The sequence below is a fragment of the Pseudomonas anatoliensis genome (assembly GCF_017976235.1).
GTDB lineage: Bacteria > Pseudomonadota > Gammaproteobacteria > Pseudomonadales > Pseudomonadaceae > Aquipseudomonas > Aquipseudomonas anatoliensis.
This window is the reverse complement of record NZ_JACVHC010000005.1, coordinates 521,602-538,507: the sequence shown is the minus strand read 5'-3', so window position 1 is coordinate 538,507 and position 16,906 is coordinate 521,602. Positions and strand designations below refer to the sequence as shown.

Genomic DNA, 16,906 nt, shown 5'->3' with positions numbered 1-16,906 from the left:
GGAAATGTGGTGAACTCGCGAGCGAACGTTGAACCCTGTTCTAAGCTCACAGTCGTATCGACACTTGCACGTTCGTACACAGGAAGGAGTCTGCATGGCGAGTCCCGGTTTGAAAACAGCGCTCATGCTGAGTCTGTTCATATTGTTGAGCGCCTGCGGCGAGAAAAAAGCTCCTCAGGAGTACCTGCCTCGGGTCTTTGTGCAAGAGGTCAAACCGACGGATTATGCCGCTGCAGTGACCCTCACCGGCGACGTGCAGGCGCGGGTGCAGACCGAACTTTCATTCCGCGTCGGCGGCAAGATCATCCAGCGCATGGTCGATGTCGGTGACCGGGTGACCGCCAAACAAGTGCTGGCCAAACTCGATCCCAAGGATCTACAGACCAACGTCGATTCCGCCCAGGCCCAGGTTGTCGCCGAACAGGCGCGGGTCAAGCAGACCGCCGCGGCGTTCGTGCGCCAGCAAAAACTGCTGCCCAAGGGCTACACCAGCCAGAGCGAATACGATTCAGCGCAAGCGGCGTTGCGCAGTAGCCAAAGTGCGCTGAGCGCGGCGCAGGCGCAACTGGCCAATGCCAAAGACCAATTGAGCTACACCTCGCTGATCGCCGACGCACCGGGGGTGATTACCGAGCGTCAGGCTGAAGTCGGTCAGGTCGTGCAGGCCACCGCACCGATTTTCAGTCTGGCCCGTGATGGCGAGCGCGATGCGGTGTTCAACGTTTATGAATCGCTGCTGGCCGAGCGCCCGGCGGATCCGTCGATTGTCGTCAGCCTGCTCGATAACCCCGCAATCAAAACCACCGGCACCGTGCGCGAAGTCACCCCGGCGGTGTCGGCGCAGTCCGGCACGGTGCAGGTCAAAGTCAGCCTCGACAGGCTGCCGCAGGGCATGCAACTCGGCTCGGTGGTCAGTGCCACGGCCAAGGGCAGCGGCAAGGCGGCGGTGGTATTGCCGTGGTCGGCGCTGACCAAAAACATCAGCGCCCCGGCCGTGTGGATGGTCGACGACAAAGGTGAGGCGCAATTGCACAACGTTACGGTCGGGCGCTACCTGATCGGCAAAGTCATCATCAGCGAAGGCCTCAACGGCGGGGAAAAAGTCATTGTCGCGGGTGGGCAGTTGTTGCACCCGGGAATGAAAGTCGAGATTGCCGAAAACACCTACAAGGATCTGCAACCGGGAGCGCAGCCATGAAGCGTCTGGGGCTGTTGTCCATTGCAGTGATGCTGGCGGCGTGTTCGAAAAGCGAACCGCCACCGGAGCCGGTGCGTCCGGTGCTGTCGGTCAAAGTCGAGGCGCTCAACGAAGAGACCCTCGGGCGCTTCGCCGGCAGCATTCAGGCGCGTTACGAGAGCAACACCGGGTTTCGCGTGGGCGGGCGCATCGCCAGCCGAAATGTCGATGTCGGCACCGAAGTGGAGAAGGGCACGCTGCTCGCCACCCTCGACCCGTCCGACCAGCAGAACCAATTGCGTTCGGCCCAGGGCGATCTGGCCAAGGTTCAGGCGCAACTGATCAACGCTCAGGCCAATGCCCGGCGTCAGCAAGCGCTGTTTGATCGTGGTGTCGGCGCTCAGGCCCAACTGGACATCGCCACCACGGATCTGAAAACCACCCAGGCTTCGCTGGAGCAGGCGCGGGCGGCGGTGAATCAGAGCAAGGATCAACTCAGTTACACCGAATTGCGCTCCGACCACAAAGCCGTGGTTACCGCGTGGAACGCCGAGGCCGGCCAGGTCGTCACGGCGGGTCAGCAAGTGGTGACATTGGCGCAACCGGACATCAAGGAAGCGGTCATCGATCTACCGGACACACTGGTCGATCAGATCCCCTCAGACGTGGTGTTTCTGGTCGCCGGGCAACTCGACCCGAGCATCAACACCACGGCGGTCATCCGCGAAATCGAACCGCAGGCGCAGAGCGCTACCCGCACTCGCCGGGCGCGGTTGACCCTGGCCGAAACACCGCCCGGGTTTCGCCTCGGTACGGCGATCAGCGTGACCCTCAGCTCGGCGATCAAACCGCGCATCGAATTGCCGGCGACTGCCTTGCAAGAGGTCGACGGCAAAACCCGTATCTGGGTGATCGACCAACAAAACAAAACCGTTGCCCCGCGTGATGTCAGCCTGATCAGCCGCACCGACAGCACCGTGGTGCTGGCCGGCGGGGTGAGCGCCGGCGAGCGCGTGGTCAGTGCAGGCGTCAACAGCCTTAAACCGGGACAAGCCGTGAAACTCGACGAGGACAGTCAATGAAAGGCTCTTTCAATCTCTCCGAATGGGCCCTCAAGCATCAGTCGTTCGTCTGGTATCTGATGTTCGTCGCGTTGTTGATGGGGGTGTTCTCGTACTTCAACCTGGGGCGCGAAGAAGACCCCTCGTTCACCATCAAGACCATGGTGATCCAGACCAAATGGCCGGGCGCGACTCAGGAGGAAACCCTCCAGCAGGTCACCGACCGTATCGAGAAAAAACTCGAAGAGCTCGATTCCCTCGACTACGTGAAAAGCTACACACGGCCCGGCGAATCGACGGTTTACGTGTACCTGCGCGACACCACCAGCGCCAAGGACATCCCGGAGATCTGGTATCAGGTTCGCAAGAAAATCGACGATATTCGCGGGCAGTTTCCCCAAGGGATTCAGGGGCCAGGATTCAACGACGAGTTCGGTGACGTCTACGGATCGGTCTATGCGTTTACCGCCGATGGCCTGACCATGCGGCAGTTGCGCGACTACGTGGAGCAGGCCCGCGCCGAGATTCGCAGTGTGCCGGGGCTGGGCAAGGTCGAGATGATCGGCCAGCAGGACGAAGTGATTTACCTGAACTTCTCCACGCGCAAACTCGCGGCGCTGGGCATCGATCAGCGTCAGGTTGTGCAGAGCCTGCAGTCGCAGAACGCCGTGACCCCGGCGGGAGTGATCGAGGCCGGGCCGGAGCGGATTTCGGTGCGCACCTCGGGCCAATTCGCCTCGGAAAAAGACCTCGCCGAGGTCAACTTGAAACTCAACGACCGCTTCTATCGTCTGGCGGACGTCGCCGACATCAGTCGTGGCTACGTTGATCCGGCGTCGCCGCAATTTCGTTTCGACGGCAAACCGGCCATTGGTCTGGCGATTGCCATGCAGAAGGGCGGCAACGTTCAGGAATTCGGTAAGGCGTTGCATGCGCGGATCGATCAGGTCACGGCTGATCTGCCGGTCGGCGTCGGCGTGCATACCGTGTCCGATCAGGCGGTGGTGGTAGAGGAAGCCGTCGGCGGTTTCACCAGTGCCTTGTTCGAAGCGGTGGTGATCGTATTGGTGGTGAGCTTTATCAGCCTCGGCGTGCGTGCCGGACTGGTGGTGGCGTGCTCGATCCCGCTGGTGCTGGCGATGGTGTTTGTGTTCATGGAATACAGCGGCATCACCATGCAGCGGATCTCCCTCGGTGCATTGATCATCGCCCTCGGCCTGCTGGTGGACGATGCGATGATCACCGTCGAGATGATGGTCACTCGCCTGGAAATGGGCGAGACCAAGGAGCAGGCGGCCACATTCGCCTACACCTCGACGGCGTTCCCGATGCTCACCGGTACGCTGGTGACCGTGGCCGGTTTCGTGCCCATCGGCCTCAACGCCAGTTCTGCCGGTGAGTACACCTACACCCTGTTTGCGGTGATTGCGGTGGCCATGCTGGTGTCGTGGGTGGTGGCGGTGTTCTTTGCACCGGTGATCGGTGTGCACATCCTCAGCGCCAAAGTGAAGCCTCACTCCGCTGAGCCGGGGCGTGTCGGGCGCGCGTTCAACGGTGGTTTGCTGTGGTCCATGCGCAACCGCTGGTGGGCGATCGGCATCACGATTTTGCTGTTTGTGCTGGCCGTTTTTTGCATGCGTTTCGTGCAGAACCAGTTCTTCCCGTCGTCGGATCGTCCGGAAATCCTGGTCGACCTGAACCTGCCGCAAAACGCCTCGATCGATGAAACCCGCAAGGCCGTCGACAAGCTTGAAGAAACCCTCAAGGGTGACCCGGACATCGTCCGTTGGAGCACCTACATCGGCCAGGGCGCGATCCGTTTCTATCTGCCACTCGACCAGCAACTGCAAAACCCGTACTACGCGCAGCTGGTGATCGTCAGTAAGGATTTCGAGGCCCGCGAGGCACTGAGCCAACGCTTGCGTGAGCGCTTGCACAAGGATTTCGTTGGCATCGGCAGTTACGTGCAAGCGCTGGAAATGGGCCCGCCGGTCGGGCGTCCGATCCAGTACCGGGTCAGCGGCAAGGACATCGATCAAGTGCGCAAACACGCGATCGACCTGGCCACCGAACTGGACAAGAACGAGCACATCGGCGAGATCATTTACGACTGGAACGAGCCGGGCAAAGTGCTGCGCATCGACATCGCCCAGGACAAGGCCCGCCAGCTCGGGCTGTCGTCCGAAGACGTGGCGAACCTGATGAACGGCATCGTCAGTGGTGCGCCGCTGACACAGGTCAATGACGACATCTACCTGATCAACGTGGTGGGTCGTGCGGTGAGCGCCGAACGCGGTACCCCGGAAACCCTGCAAAACCTGCAGATCGTCACGCCCAACGGCACGTCGATTCCGCTGCTGGCGTTCGCCACGGTGCGTTACGAACTGGAGCAACCGCTGGTGTGGCGTCGCGATCGTCTGCCGACGATCACCATCAAGGCTTCGGTGCGCGACGAGATCCAGCCGACCGATCTGGTGAAACTGCTCAAACCGTCCATCGATGCCTTTGCCGACAAACTGCCGGTTGGCTACAAAGTCGCCACTGGCGGTACGGTCGAGGAAAGCGGCAAGGCCCAGGGGCCGATTGCCAAGGTCTTGCCGCTGATGCTGTTTCTGATGGCGACCTTCCTGATGATCCAGTTGCACAGCGTGCAGAAGATGTTCCTGGTGGCGAGTGTTGCGCCGCTCGGGCTGATCGGCGTGGTGCTGGCGCTGGTGCCGACCGGCACGCCAATGGGCTTTGTGGCGATCCTGGGGGTTCTCGCGCTGATCGGCATCATCATCCGCAACTCGGTGATTCTGGTGACGCAAATCGATGAGTTCGAGAAAAAGGGCTCCGCGCCGTGGGATGCGGTGGTGGAAGCGACCGAGCACCGGCGTCGCCCGATCCTGCTGACCGCCGCGGCGGCGAGCATGGGCATGATCCCGATCGCGCGGGAAGTGTTCTGGGGCCCGATGGCCTATGCAATGATTGGCGGGATTGTCGTTGCAACGCTGCTGACGCTGCTCTTTCTGCCGGCGCTGTATGTGGCCTGGTACAAGATTCGCGAGCCGAAGAAAGAGGCGGTTTAACAGCGAGCGCTTTGCGCGCGTCGCCAGCAGGATGGCTCCTACAGGGAAATACATTCCGACTGTGGGAGTCAGCCTGCTGGCGATGGCTATCTACAATTTACCAACATCTTGCTGACCGACTTCTGCTTCCAGTTGCCTTACCCTCCCTTCTCTTAACGCAGAAGGGACATCCCCATGCAGCTCATCTATCGCGTTCTACGCTATGCCCTGTTCAGTTGGGCTGTGTTGTTGTCGCCGTGGGTTTCGGCCAACACCGTGTTGGAAAACCCGTTGTGGCGTGTCGAACTCGATCCCGCGACGCTGTCGATTCGTGTAACGCCCGCTCAGGTAAAAACGCTACAGGCTTCGGCCGGCGTCGCCGCGCACAAAGTCAGCCACCTCACGACGACCTCCACACGCGCCGATTGGCAATGGGACGATGGTGCCTGGGCTCTTAGCGTCGAACTGGATCAGCGCGACCTCCTGTTCACAATCACTGCGCGTGAGCCGGGGGAATTGGAGTTCCTGCGCCAACCTGGCAGCGCCATGGGCAAAGGCTTGATCTGGCCGCTGGCCGAGGGGCATTACGTGCCGCGTGGCGATCAGGTCTGGCAAAGTTTTCTGCTCGACCAAGGCGCATTCAACACCACTCAGGATCTCAGCTTGCCGCTATGGGGCGTCGAACACGACGGGTTCAGCCTCAACTGGTTGCTGACCAATCCCTACAACAATCAGTTGCTGTTCAGTGCTGAAGGCCAGACGTTGGCGTTGTCCGCGCGGCATCAATTCACCTCATTGCAACCGTCGACGCCGCTGACGTTCAGCCTCTTTTTGGGCGACGCCGAACCATTGGCGGGGGCCAAACGCTACCGGCAATGGCTGATTGATAACGGTCGCTATGAAACGCTGAGCAGCAAGCTTGAGAAAACCCCGCAGGCCAGCAAGCTGCTGGGGGCCAGTCACGTTTACCTGTGGGGCAATGATCTGCTGGGCGCGAAAGACGTGCGCAACTGGCCGGCGCTGCTCGGCAAACTGCGCAGCCAGACGCCGCTGGCCGGTGCGCTGCGCGGCGCGATGGATCACGAAGCCTTGCAGATGCTCGCTGGCGGAACCGTGCTCAATCGCTACCAGCAAACCGTGCTGCTGCGCAGTTTCAACCGCGCGCTCAACACCTTGGCGCGCAAAACCTGGCAAGCCCGTACGGAGCCGGACATGCAGGCGCTGGCCAGTGGATATGGCGTACTTCGCGGGCAACTGGCCGGCGAATTCGCGGGCGCCTTGACCGCCGATTCCACGCGCTGGGGCAGCACCATGTCGCTGGATACCCTAGAACGTTTGCAGGGCGCCGGGCTGACGCGTTTATGGCTAGGGCTTGGCGAGGGTTGGGAGGGCGGACTCTGGCATCCGCAAGTGATTCGCGCAGCGGTGAAGGCCGGTTATCTGATCGCGCCATATGACTCTTACGAAACGGCGCTGAGCCGTGCCGAAAACCCCGACTGGACCACCGCACATCTGGGCGATAAAGCGAACACTGAATGCGCCATCGTGCTGGAAAACCGCACGCTGAAAACCGGCTTCCAGCAGTCGGGCCATTACACCGATCCGCGTTGCGTACGGCCGTTGCTGGAGAAACGCGTCACCGCCATCAGCGCCGCCGCCGGTTTCAACAGTTGGTTTCTCGACGCCTATGCCACCGGCATGGTGTTTGACAGCTACCGTGCCGGCTCCACGATGACGCAGTCGCAAAATGCCGAGGGCAATGTCGAGGCGTCACGTTGGATCAACCAGGTCTTGCAACTGCCCACCGGTTCTGAAGATGGCAACGCGACCACGGCGCAAGGCGTGCTGTTCGCCCATGGCATGCAGACGCCCGTGATCGGCTGGGGCGACATCGATATGAGCAAGAATGCCGAATCCGAATACTTCGTCGGCAAGTGGTATCCGCCCGAACAGCCGGCGGTATTCTTCAAACCGGTGCCGATCAAAGAACCGTACCGCCGCATTCATTTTGATCCGGCCAGCCGTTTGCCGCTGTACCAGGCGGTGTTCCACGGCTCGGTCATCACCACCCATCACTGGTTGTACGACAGTCTGAAACTGAGCAACGTGCGGGTCGCGAATGAACTCACGCAACTTCTCTACAACGTGCCGCCGCTGTATCACCTGAGTGCGGCGACGCTGGCGCAGCGATTGCCGCTGATGGCACGGCAGGACGGTTTTTTCCGTCCGTTGCATGAGCGTCTGGCAACGCAGGCGCTGACCGCTTTCGAGTGGTTGAGCGACGATCGACGGGTGCAGCAAACAACCTTTGCGGATGGCACTCGATTGCTGGCCAACTTCGATTCAGCCGCGCGGGAAGTGCGTGGCCAGAGCTTGCCGGGCGAGACCCTCACGGTCTTGATGCCCGACGGTACGGTCAGCCATTACCAGGTAAAAAACGCGCCCTGATTCAGACCTTGCGCCAGACACTCGCCAGCCACGGCTGCTGCTCTCGCGGCAGCCCCGCCGGTCGGAAGTAATGTTCCAGCTCGACAAATCCGGCGGTCGTGAGCAACCCGCGCCATGCTTCCAGATCGTGATACGAGCCATAACGCGGGCCGTTCCAGCCCTCGCGGTTATCGCCGCGGGGATTGGAACTGAACAGCACGCCACCCGTTTTCAGGCTGCCGTGCAGTTGCTGTAAAACCCGCGGCAACTCCTGCAACGGCACATGAAACAGCACCGCGTTGGCGAAGATTCCGTCGAAGCGCTCTGCGGGCAGGTCCAGTTTCAGGAAATCCTGCTGAAGCACTTCGCAACCGCTGTCCTCACGCGCCATCTGCGCAAATTTTTCCGAGCCGTCGAGACCGACGGCGATGTGGCCCATGCGCGTGAATGTCTGCAAATCCCGCCCCGGCCCACAGCCGAAATCAAGAATCGTCAACGGTGCCGTGCCCTGAATATGCCGCAACAGCGCGTCGATGTTCTGGCTGACATCGTGATCGCGGGTGCCTTCACGAAAGTCCTCGGCCACCGCGTTGTAGTGGCCGAGGGTGGTGGCGGTGATCTGCTCGAGGTCGCTAGGGGTCTGCTTCATGATCATTTCGTGACTGGACGGATATGGGCTGACTATAGCGTGAAAGGTTACGAACGAAGCACAAAACTGCGACTCATGTGCGTTACATATGTACCGCACTCGAGGTGTTGCCATCGGATGTACTGACGCCCACGCGATAGACCACTGTCGCGTTGTCTGCCCTGTTTTATTTTCGGGGGGATTCACTAAAAAAAGGATTTTTTAATGGGCATTGTTCGTCAATCCGTTATCTCGCCATCCAGCCGTAGCCCGACGGATGTACTGCCATCACGTAAAAGGTCAGGCAGTGGACTGCCCGACCATCCACCTGCGGTGAAAAGCTTTCGTGCGGACATCGAGCAAGTAGGCGTAGAGGTGGTTCGGCCAGGTTACACGCCAATCGCTGCCGTCACCGTTGAGGCGTTGCCGCGTACCGGGGTGCTGCCTATCCACCCGGCAGTCACCACGCTTGAGCGCTATCGCTTGAAAGCGCCTGCGATCCTGCCTGCGGCCAACGCGTGGGGCCTCAGGATCATCAAGGGGCGCATTTACGCCGATATCGGTTCCGGCGAGATCGTCCAGGTTCGGCAGAGCGCACAAACCGGTGAGTATCGCGCCACACTGGCCTCTGAACTCAATGCATCGGGGCCGGAACTGTTCTTCGATCCGCAAAGTGCAACGTGGAAGCTTGAGCGTGTTCAGCCCCTCGATAACCGCGGCACGGTCATTGATATCGATATTGATGCGCTCATTCACGAAGTGAGAAATCATTCGGCAAAAAAGCATCGAGTCCATACTGGGCTCAATGACTCGTTTGAACGCAAGACCGCAAACGACGCCCCGCTGGTTGCGCGCGGGTTGAAGCAGTTTGCGCCGCAGGAGGCAGCCTTGATTCGTTCGGAGCTGCGCGTGGTTGAAAGCATTTTCGCGGATGCCGCTCACGTCGCAGGTCTGAATTACACAGAAACCGCGGCCCTTTATGAAAGTTTCTTTGGCAGCGAGCATAGCGCTGTTGCCTCGCAGGTCGCTGGATCAGTTGCGCGAGGTCTGGCGCTGTCCAAAGAGTATCAAGGGCATTGGGGAGAAGAAAAATTCCTAGGGGTTGATACCGATACCAACAGCGAAGCCTGGATGTACAAGGGAGATTTTCATGGCCGGTTCTTCCTCAATCGCAAGTACATGCGGCAGGGGGATTTGAGTATGTCTTTGGGTCATGAAATGTTGCATACCAACAGAATCGACCGTTTCAAGGCCATTGGCCCGAACGCGGCAGATTTTTTCTACCTGGACGCCAGTATGCGCAGCCTGCTGGGTGCTGAGCCGCAAACCATTTACGACGTTGCAGAGCGCGGTGTTTCCGAGGTGATCATGCGCGGTGGATTGACCGTCGATTATTTGAACGCCTTTTCTGATCACCACGACAGCTTCCTGTTCCGTATCAGCGATTACTTGGGCATCGGCGACGATCTGGACCTGAAAACGGCGGTAAAACTGTTCAATGCCAATCCGTTGATGCGTGCGCAAATGGCCGCGAACAATGCCGACAGCATCATTTACGCGGCAAAAAGCATGCAGGTGCTGCACCGCGCCAAAATCGAATATGCGTGGCTCGACAGCCTGATCGACGATTGATTCGGACGAACGCAAACGAGCAGGTCGCAGCCGGCGGTATACGCCAATCCCCCTTAGGCGTTGCCGCAGGCTGCGGTCTTTTGATCATGCGTCAGCGCTTGTTCAACCCCTGTGCCAAGCGATCGCCGCCAAGTTGAATCACCGCCACCAACGCCACCAGCAACACAATCACCGTCAGCATGATCTGGCTATCAAAGCGTTGATAACCGTAGCGATAGGCGATGTCGCCCAAGCCACCGGCACCAATCGCCCCGGCCATGGCCGAGGAGTTGATCATCGTCACCAGCGTGATGGTGAAACCACCGACTATCCCCGGCAACGCCTCGGGCAGCAGCACATGCCAGACGATGTGCCGGCGCCGGCAACCCATCGCTTGCGCGGCTTCGATCAAGCCGTGGTCAACTTCACGCAAACTCACCTCGGCAATTCGCGCAAAGAATGGCGTCGCTGCAATCGTCAACGGCACCACCGCCGCCCATACGCCGTAGGTGGTACCGACGATCAGCCGCGTAAACGGGATCAGCGCGACCATCAGAATCAGAAACGGGATCGAGCGAAACAGGTTCACGAATGCGCCCAAGGCGCGGTTCAGCACCGGTGCTGCGTAGATCCCGCCCTTGTCGCTGGTGACCAGAATCACCGCCATGGGAATGCCCACCAGCAGCGCGATCAACGACGACACGCCGACCATCAGAAACGTATCGATAAAGCCCTGCAGCAAGCGATCAAACCACATAACCCAGAACCTCCACCCGTTGTGCCCATTGCCCGGCGCGTTGACGCAATGTTTCGGCGTCCAGCGAAGAACCACTCACCGCCAACAGCAACTGCCCCAGCGCGTGGCCCTGAATCCGTTCGACGCCGCCCTGAAGCAACTTCACTCGACCCCCGAGAGCTGTGAACAAAGCTGCCAGGTCTGGCTCATCGCTGGCGCTGCCGGTGAACTGCAAACGCAACACCACTGCGGCCTCGGAGGAGGGTGACTGGGTCTGCAAGCGACTCTGCAACTCTTCCGGTAAGGCATGCTGCAGCGGCGCGAGCAGCGTCTGGCTGACCTCGTGCTGCGGGTTGCCGAACACTTCCCAGACCGGGCCTTGCTCGACGACCTGGCCGTGTTCCAGCACCACCACGCGGTCGCAGATTTCGCGAATCACTGCCATTTCGTGGGTGATCAATACGATAGTCAGGCCCAGGCGCCGGTTGATCTCGCGCAGCAAGCCGAGGATCGATTGCGTGGTCTCCGGATCGAGCGCCGAAGTCGCTTCGTCACACAGCAGAATATCCGGGTCATGCACCAGCGCGCGGGCGATGCCGACACGCTGTTTCTGCCCGCCGGAAAGCTGCGCCGGATACGCCTTGTGCTTGCCTTGCAGGCCCACCAGTTCCAGCAGTTCGCGAACCTTGTTCTCGCGTTGCTCTTTCGGCACCCCGGCGACTTTCAGCGGCAACTCGACGTTCTGCCAAACGGTCTTGGCCGACATCAGATTGAAGTGCTGGAAGATCATGCCGATCCTGCGCCGCAGCGCGACCAAGCGGTCTTCATCGAATTCACCGATATCCACTTGATCGATCAGCACCCGCCCCGAAGTCGGTTGTTCCAGACGATTGATCGTACGGATCAGCGACGACTTGCCGGCGCCGCTGCGGCCAATGATGCCGAATACTTCACCGCGCTGGATCGCCAGGTCGATGCCGTGCAGAGCGGCGACCGGGCCTTGTCGACCGTTGTAGGTTTTACCAAGGTTGATGAAGCGCACGTGGGCGCGGTTCAGTTCCGGGTGCAGTTCTGTGCGTTCAGCATTCTTTGGCTCTGGAATCTCCAGTCGCCGTTGGATCGCGGCCGTCATGCTCAACTTTCCCAACCGGCCTGGTACAGCTTGCCGTGGGCCTTATCCAGTGCCGCGCGAACGGCTGGCGAATGCTGATAGATATCGACGAATTTGCTCAGGCGCGGGTCGGTTTTGCTTTTGGGTTGGATTACGAATTGAATCACGTATTCCTTGTGATCGAGGCCATCGAACAGCAGCGCGGATTCGGCATCGAAGGTCTTCGCCAGGCGAATATAGGCCGGGTAACCCTGGACGAGATCAGCGTCGTCGTAAGCGCGCACCAGTTGCACGGCTTCAACCTGGAGGATTTTGATTTTTTTCGGGTTGGCGACGATGTCGTCCTCGGTGGCCTTATAGCCGACGCCCGGTTTCAACGTGATCAGTCCCGCCTTGGCCAGTAGCTGCAAACCGCGGCCGCTGTTGATCGGATCGTTGGCAATGGCGACGCTGGCGCCTTCTGGCAATTCGTCGAAGCTTTTGTACTTCTTAGAGTAGAGACCGACGTTGTTGATGATCCCCGGGGCGAACGGCACCAGGTCAAAACCGGCCGCGGCTTTGGCGTTTTCGAGGAACGGAATGTGCTGGAAGTAGTTCACGTCGATGTCGCCGGCGGCGAGGCTGACGTTGGGCGCGATCCAGTCGGTGAACTCCACCAGTTCGACTTTCAGGCCTTGTTTGTTGGCTTCTTCGACGGCGGCTTCCAGTGGAATGGCGAATGCGGCGGTGGTGCCGATTTTCAGCGGCGCGTCGGCGGCGAAGATTGCCGAACTGAACAGGCCGAGGGCCAGGGCCAGTGCTTTGACTGGGTGGGACAGGGGGTTCTTGGTCATGATGAGTTTTCCAGTCAGTGCATAAATTTGTGGTGTCTGTTGCGGCCTCATCGCTGGCAAGCCAGCTCCCACAGGTTTTGTGAACGCCACAGACCCTTGTGGGAGCTGGCTTGCCAGCGATGCTTTTAGCGGCGAAACGCGGAACCCGTGTGTTGCTCGGGCAAGTGCGCCTCCCGGTGAAACAGCTTCTCGCGCAAGCTGCCCGTCTCATAAGCGGTCTTGTACGACCCACGCCGCTGCAACTCAGGGATCAGCAAATCAATGAAATCCACGTAGCTTTCAGGCGTGACGATGCGGGTCAGGTTGAAGCCGTCCAGACCGGTTTCGGCGATCCACGATTCCAGCTCATCCGCCACTTGCTCAACCGAACCGACCACAGTGATGTAGCGACCGCCGAGGGCGTGCTGGTCGAGCAACTTGCGTCGGGTCCAGTCGTTGTTTTGCAGGTTTTTGGTGGCGGACTGGATCGCGTTGCTCTTCACGTACTGGATCGGCTCGTCGATCTCGTACTGGGAAAAATCGATGCCGGTGGACGCGGAGAAATGCGCCACGCCGGCCTCGGCGCTGGCGTAGCTGAGGTATTCGGCGTGCTTGGCCCAAGCGGCTTTTTCAGTGGCGCCGACGATCACGTTGAGGCCCATGAACACCTTGATGTCCTCGGGATTGCGCCCGGCCTCTATAGCGCTGGCGCGGACCTTGTCGACCTGAACCTTGGTCGAGGGTTTGTTCTGCCCGCTGATAAACACGCACTCGGCGTGACGCCCGGCAAACAGCAAACCGCGATCTGAACTGCCGGCCTGAAACAGCACCGGCGTGCGCTGTGGCGACGGCTCGCAGAGGTGATAACCCTCGACCTGATAGAACTCGCCCTTGTGCTCGATCTTGTGCACTTTTTCCGGTTGGGCATAGATGCGCTGTTCGCGGTCATTGAGCACCGCGCCGGGTTCCCAGCTGCCTTCCCAGAGTTTGTAGAGCACCTCAAGGTATTCGTCGGCCTGGTCGTAGCGACGGTCGTGTTCGACTTGCTCGCGCAGGCCCATGGCTTTGGCGGCGCTGTCGAGGTAACCGGTGACGATGTTCCAGCCCACGCGACCACGGCTCAGATGATCGAGCGTCGACATGCGCCGTGCGAACAGATACGGCGGCTCGTAGGTGAGGTTGGCAGTCAGGCCGAAACCAAGGTTTTTGGTCACGGCTGCCATCGCCGAAACCAGTAGCAACGGATCGTTGACCGGCAACTGGATCGACTCTTTCAGCGTGACATCCACCGAGTTCTGATAGACGTCGTACACGCCGACAATGTCAGCGATGAACAGCCCGTCAAACAGTCCGCGCTCCAGCAACTGCGCCAGTTCGGTCCAGTATTCGATGCTGTTGAATTGGGTCGAGGTGTCGCGCGGATGCGTCCACAAACCGTGATTGATGTGGCCGATGCAGTTCATGTTGAACGCATTGAGCAGGATCTTCTTTTTCGCCGCAGCCATCAGATGGTCCCCCGCAGTGGCGGGTTTTCATCATTGAGGTAGTAATTGCCAACCGCGTGATACTTCCAGCGCACCGGATCGTGCAGGGTGTGCACCCGGGCGTTGCGCCAGTGGCGGTCGAGGCCATGTTCGATCAGCGTGGCCTGGCTGCCGGCCAGTTCGAACAACGTACTGCCGGCAGCCAGAGAGATTTCAGTGCTGATGGCGCGTGCTTCGGCGACGGCAATCGATGCCGCGGCGACGGTGTCTGCGTTGGTCTCGGCTTGCGCGGCATCGAGGAATTCGCCTGCGCGCTCAAGCAAAGCCTCGGTGGCGTGCAGGCGAATACTCAGGTGGCCGAAGCTTTTCAGGGTCAGCGGATCTTCGGTGGCCTTGTCATTGCCCGAGTCGATCCATGGCCGGGTTTTGCTGCGCACAAAGTGCAGCGCGTCTTCATAAGCGGCGCGGGCGATACCGGTGTCGATGGCGGCGTGAAGGATCTGCGCGAGCGGGCCGACGGTGGTCGGACGTTCGAAGGCGCTTTGAAACGGCAGCACGTCTTGCGCTGCGACGTACACATCTTCGAACACCACCGAACCGCTGCCAGTGGTGCGCTGGCCGAAGCCGCTCCAGTCGTCGATCACGCTCAGGCCTTTGCTCTCTCGTGGGACGAAGGCCAGTTGCTGCACGCCGTTTTCATCGACCACCGAGGTTGGAATGCGCTGCGCGTAAATCGCCCCGGTCGCATAGAACTTGCGGCCGTTGATACGGTAGCCGTCACCATCACGCTTGAGGCTGGTAACGCGGTCGTGGGCGGTTTTGGTGCCCAGCTCCGCCAAAGCGTTACCGAAGCGCTGACCGGCCAAGACTTCCGCGTACAGGCTTTGTTTCTGCGCGTGACTGCCGTTCACCCGCAGCACTTCGAGCGCATAGAAATGGTTCTGAGGAATCTGCCCGAGCGAGCCGTCAGCCTGAGCGATCAGGGCGATAACTTTGGCCAGCGTGACGTTGGACACAGCGGCGCCGCCGTATTCCTTGGGGACGGTGATGCCCCACAGGCCGGAGCGGGAAAACACGTCGAGTTCCGGCAGCGGCAGGCGACGTTCACGGTCGCGCAGGGCGCTGTCGCGTTTGAAATCTTCTGCCAGGTCGCTGGCGACGATCAGAGCTTGCTCATCGCTGGTGATGACCGCGACGGGATGGGAAAAAGTCATGTGTTTCTCCAGAGATCTGGTCAAAAGTGTTCTGGTCAAATCCAGGAATGGCGAGCCGGCAAAGTGCCGTTCAGGCGATAGGCGCCGACCGCGTGATATTTCCAGCGAACCGGGTCGTGCAGCGTGTGCACGCGGGCGTTGCGCCAGTGGCGGTCGAGGTTGAATTCGGCGAGGGTGGCGCGGCTGCCGGCCAGTTCGAAAAGCTTTTCGCTGGCCAGCAGCGAGATCTCGGTGGTCAGCACTTTGGCTTCAGCCACGGCAATCGAGGCGCGGGCGGCGGACTCGACGGTGACTGGCGCGGCCTGTACCTGATCGAGCACTTGCCCGGCCTTGCGCAGCAGCGCTTCGGCGGCGTGCAGTTCGATTTTCAGCTTGCCGATGTCGGCGATCACATAGAGGTCATCACTGGCGCGCTCGACCTTGGCGTCGATCCATGGTCGCGCTCGGGTTTTGACGAATTCGATGGCGTCATCGATGGCGCCGCGGGCAATGCCGGCGTCGATCGCGGCTTGAATCAGCTGCGAGACCGCACCTTGAATGTTCGCGGTTTCGTTGATCTTCCAGTTGTCGACGACAAGGCCCGCTTCGACGCGCACGTTGTTCAGCAGGATCGTGCCGCTGGCTGTGGTGCGCTGACCGAAACCCGACCAGTCATCGACGATGCGCAATCCCGGCGTGCCGCGACGGACGAAGGCCAGCACTTGCTTGCCGTCATCGTTGAGCGCTTTCACCGCGACCCAGTGCGCAAACAGCGCGCCAGTGGAATAAAACTTCTGGCCGTTGATCACGTAATCATCACCGTCAGCGGTGATCCGGGCCTTCAGTTCAAGGGTGTTTCTGGTGCCGCGTTCAGGGCCGGCATTACCGATGCGCCAGCCTTCCAGGACACTTTGGAACAGCTGCTTTTTCTGCGCTTCGGTGGCGCAGCCGAGCACCAGATTGATGATGCCGAACTGGTTCTGCGGGATCTGTCCCAGCGCCGGATCGGCGGCGGAAATGATCGCGAACACCTCGGCCAACGTTACGAACGAAACCTGTGGCCCACCGTATTCGCGCGGGATGGCAATGCTGCCCAGACCGCTGCGGGTGAACTGTTCGATTTCCGACCACGGCAACTTGCGTTGGCGGTCGCGTTTGGCGGCCTGCACGCGGGCGACTTGCGCCAGCTCATGGGCGGCCTCGATGGCTTGGGCGTCATCACGCAAGACTTGCGCGGGCAACAACAACGGGGCGATATCCAGATCAGACTGGACGATTGCATCTGCCAGACTGGACATCAGTGCCGCTCCTTGGCTGCACGCAATGCCCTGGCGATCTGCACTGGGGTGATTGTGTTCCGGACCATACTACCTACCTCACATCTCATGAAAACGCCGCACAGTGCGGCGAAAGAAAGAATGTCCGGTGGTCCGGTTCATATACCCTAAGCGTGTATAAAAATTAAATAAACTAACTTTTAGGAATATGCATAGAAGGGGTGATGGTCGGGTTGGTTAAGAGTTTTTGAGCAGAAGCCTTGTGGTGGTCAGAGGGCCTTTGTGGTGAGGGGATTTATCCCCGATGGGGCGCGCAGCGGCCCCTCTCTTGATCCAAAA

General features: G+C 60.1%; 12 protein-coding genes. 5 read left to right on the top strand and 7 right to left on the bottom strand.

Annotation, left to right across the window (positions count from 1 at the left end):
* The first annotated feature begins 94 nt into the window (after positions 1–94).
* From ICA16_RS19245 to ICA16_RS19230, 4 genes are all read left to right on the top strand, one after another.
* On the top strand, positions 95–1,198 hold the full coding sequence (locus tag ICA16_RS19245; protein WP_210554401.1) for an efflux RND transporter periplasmic adaptor subunit: 1,104 nt from the start codon (positions 95–97) through the stop codon (positions 1,196–1,198).
* On the top strand, positions 1,195–2,259 hold the full coding sequence (locus ICA16_RS19240) for an efflux RND transporter periplasmic adaptor subunit (RefSeq protein ID WP_210701265.1): 1,065 nt from the start codon (positions 1,195–1,197) through the stop codon (positions 2,257–2,259). The genes ICA16_RS19245 and ICA16_RS19240 overlap by 4 nt, the downstream gene beginning before the upstream one ends.
* Positions 2,256–5,309: an efflux RND transporter permease subunit gene (locus ICA16_RS19235; RefSeq protein WP_150618415.1), complete on the top strand. Its 3,054-nt coding sequence runs from the start codon at positions 2,256–2,258 to the stop codon at positions 5,307–5,309. Before ICA16_RS19240 ends, ICA16_RS19235 begins: the two co-directional genes overlap by 4 nt.
* Positions 5,310–5,483: 174 nt before the next feature.
* Positions 5,484–7,736: a glycoside hydrolase gene (locus ICA16_RS19230; protein WP_210701264.1), complete on the top strand. Its 2,253-nt coding sequence runs from the start codon at positions 5,484–5,486 to the stop codon at positions 7,734–7,736.
* A gap of 1 nt (position 7,737) precedes the next feature.
* Here ICA16_RS19230 and ICA16_RS19225 read toward each other — a convergent pair whose 3' ends face one another.
* The gene (locus ICA16_RS19225; protein WP_210554397.1) at positions 7,738–8,364 is read right to left on the bottom strand and encodes a class I SAM-dependent methyltransferase; all 627 of its coding nucleotides are present in this window, start codon (positions 8,362–8,364) and stop codon (positions 7,738–7,740) included.
* A gap of 204 nt (positions 8,365–8,568) precedes the next feature.
* On the opposite strand from ICA16_RS19225, the gene ICA16_RS19220 reads away from it, so the two are divergent.
* The gene (locus ICA16_RS19220; RefSeq protein ID WP_215731872.1) at positions 8,569–9,975 is read left to right on the top strand and encodes a hypothetical protein; all 1,407 of its coding nucleotides are present in this window, start codon (positions 8,569–8,571) and stop codon (positions 9,973–9,975) included.
* 91 nt (positions 9,976–10,066) lie between these two features.
* On the opposite strand, the gene ICA16_RS19215 is transcribed toward ICA16_RS19220, so the two are convergent.
* The 6 genes from ICA16_RS19215 to ICA16_RS19190 form a co-directional block, all read right to left on the bottom strand.
* A complete protein-coding gene (locus ICA16_RS19215; protein ID WP_210701263.1) occupies positions 10,067–10,711 on the bottom strand; it encodes a methionine ABC transporter permease in 645 nt (214 codons plus the stop codon).
* A complete protein-coding gene (locus ICA16_RS19210; RefSeq protein ID WP_210701262.1) occupies positions 10,701–11,822 on the bottom strand; it encodes a methionine ABC transporter ATP-binding protein in 1,122 nt (373 codons plus the stop codon). The genes ICA16_RS19215 and ICA16_RS19210 overlap by 11 nt, the downstream gene beginning before the upstream one ends.
* 2 nt (positions 11,823–11,824) lie before the next feature.
* Positions 11,825–12,634, bottom strand: a complete 810-nt coding sequence (locus ICA16_RS19205) for a MetQ/NlpA family ABC transporter substrate-binding protein (RefSeq protein WP_210701261.1) — start codon at positions 12,632–12,634, stop codon at positions 11,825–11,827.
* A gap of 125 nt (positions 12,635–12,759) precedes the next feature.
* Positions 12,760–14,118, bottom strand: coding sequence for an LLM class flavin-dependent oxidoreductase (locus ICA16_RS19200; RefSeq protein WP_210701260.1), 1,359 nt, complete (start codon positions 14,116–14,118; stop codon positions 12,760–12,762).
* On the bottom strand, positions 14,118–15,311 hold the full coding sequence (locus ICA16_RS19195) for an SfnB family sulfur acquisition oxidoreductase (protein WP_210701259.1): 1,194 nt from the start codon (positions 15,309–15,311) through the stop codon (positions 14,118–14,120). The genes ICA16_RS19200 and ICA16_RS19195 overlap by 1 nt, the downstream gene beginning before the upstream one ends.
* A gap of 35 nt (positions 15,312–15,346) precedes the next feature.
* Complete coding sequence (locus ICA16_RS19190; protein ID WP_210701258.1) at positions 15,347–16,588, bottom strand: SfnB family sulfur acquisition oxidoreductase; 1,242 nt, start codon at positions 16,586–16,588, stop codon at positions 15,347–15,349.
* Between the last annotated feature and the right edge of the window lie 318 nt (positions 16,589–16,906).

What these genes read in the sequence shown, in the direction of transcription:
- ICA16_RS19205 (WP_210701261.1), bottom strand. Translation starts at nt 12,634, where the DNA reads ATGACCAAGAACCCCCTGTCCCACCCAGTCAAAGCACTGGCCCTGGCC.
- ICA16_RS19195 (WP_210701259.1), bottom strand. Translation starts at nt 15,311, where the DNA reads ATGACTTTTTCCCATCCCGTCGCGGTCATCACCAGCGATGAGCAAGCT.
- ICA16_RS19210 (WP_210701262.1), bottom strand. Translation starts at nt 11,822, where the DNA reads ATGACGGCCGCGATCCAACGGCGACTGGAGATTCCAGAGCCAAAGAAT.
- ICA16_RS19200 (WP_210701260.1), bottom strand. Translation starts at nt 14,118, where the DNA reads ATGGCTGCGGCGAAAAAGAAGATCCTGCTCAATGCGTTCAACATGAAC.
- ICA16_RS19230 (WP_210701264.1), top strand. Translation starts at nt 5,484, where the DNA reads ATGCAGCTCATCTATCGCGTTCTACGCTATGCCCTGTTCAGTTGGGCT.
- ICA16_RS19245 (WP_210554401.1), top strand. Translation starts at nt 95, where the DNA reads ATGGCGAGTCCCGGTTTGAAAACAGCGCTCATGCTGAGTCTGTTCATA.
- ICA16_RS19240 (WP_210701265.1), top strand. Translation starts at nt 1,195, where the DNA reads ATGAAGCGTCTGGGGCTGTTGTCCATTGCAGTGATGCTGGCGGCGTGT.
- ICA16_RS19235 (WP_150618415.1), top strand. Translation starts at nt 2,256, where the DNA reads ATGAAAGGCTCTTTCAATCTCTCCGAATGGGCCCTCAAGCATCAGTCG.
- ICA16_RS19225 (WP_210554397.1), bottom strand. Translation starts at nt 8,364, where the DNA reads ATGAAGCAGACCCCTAGCGACCTCGAGCAGATCACCGCCACCACCCTC.
- ICA16_RS19190 (WP_210701258.1), bottom strand. Translation starts at nt 16,588, where the DNA reads ATGTCCAGTCTGGCAGATGCAATCGTCCAGTCTGATCTGGATATCGCC.
- ICA16_RS19220 (WP_215731872.1), top strand. Translation starts at nt 8,569, where the DNA reads ATGGGCATTGTTCGTCAATCCGTTATCTCGCCATCCAGCCGTAGCCCG.
- ICA16_RS19215 (WP_210701263.1), bottom strand. Translation starts at nt 10,711, where the DNA reads ATGTGGTTTGATCGCTTGCTGCAGGGCTTTATCGATACGTTTCTGATG.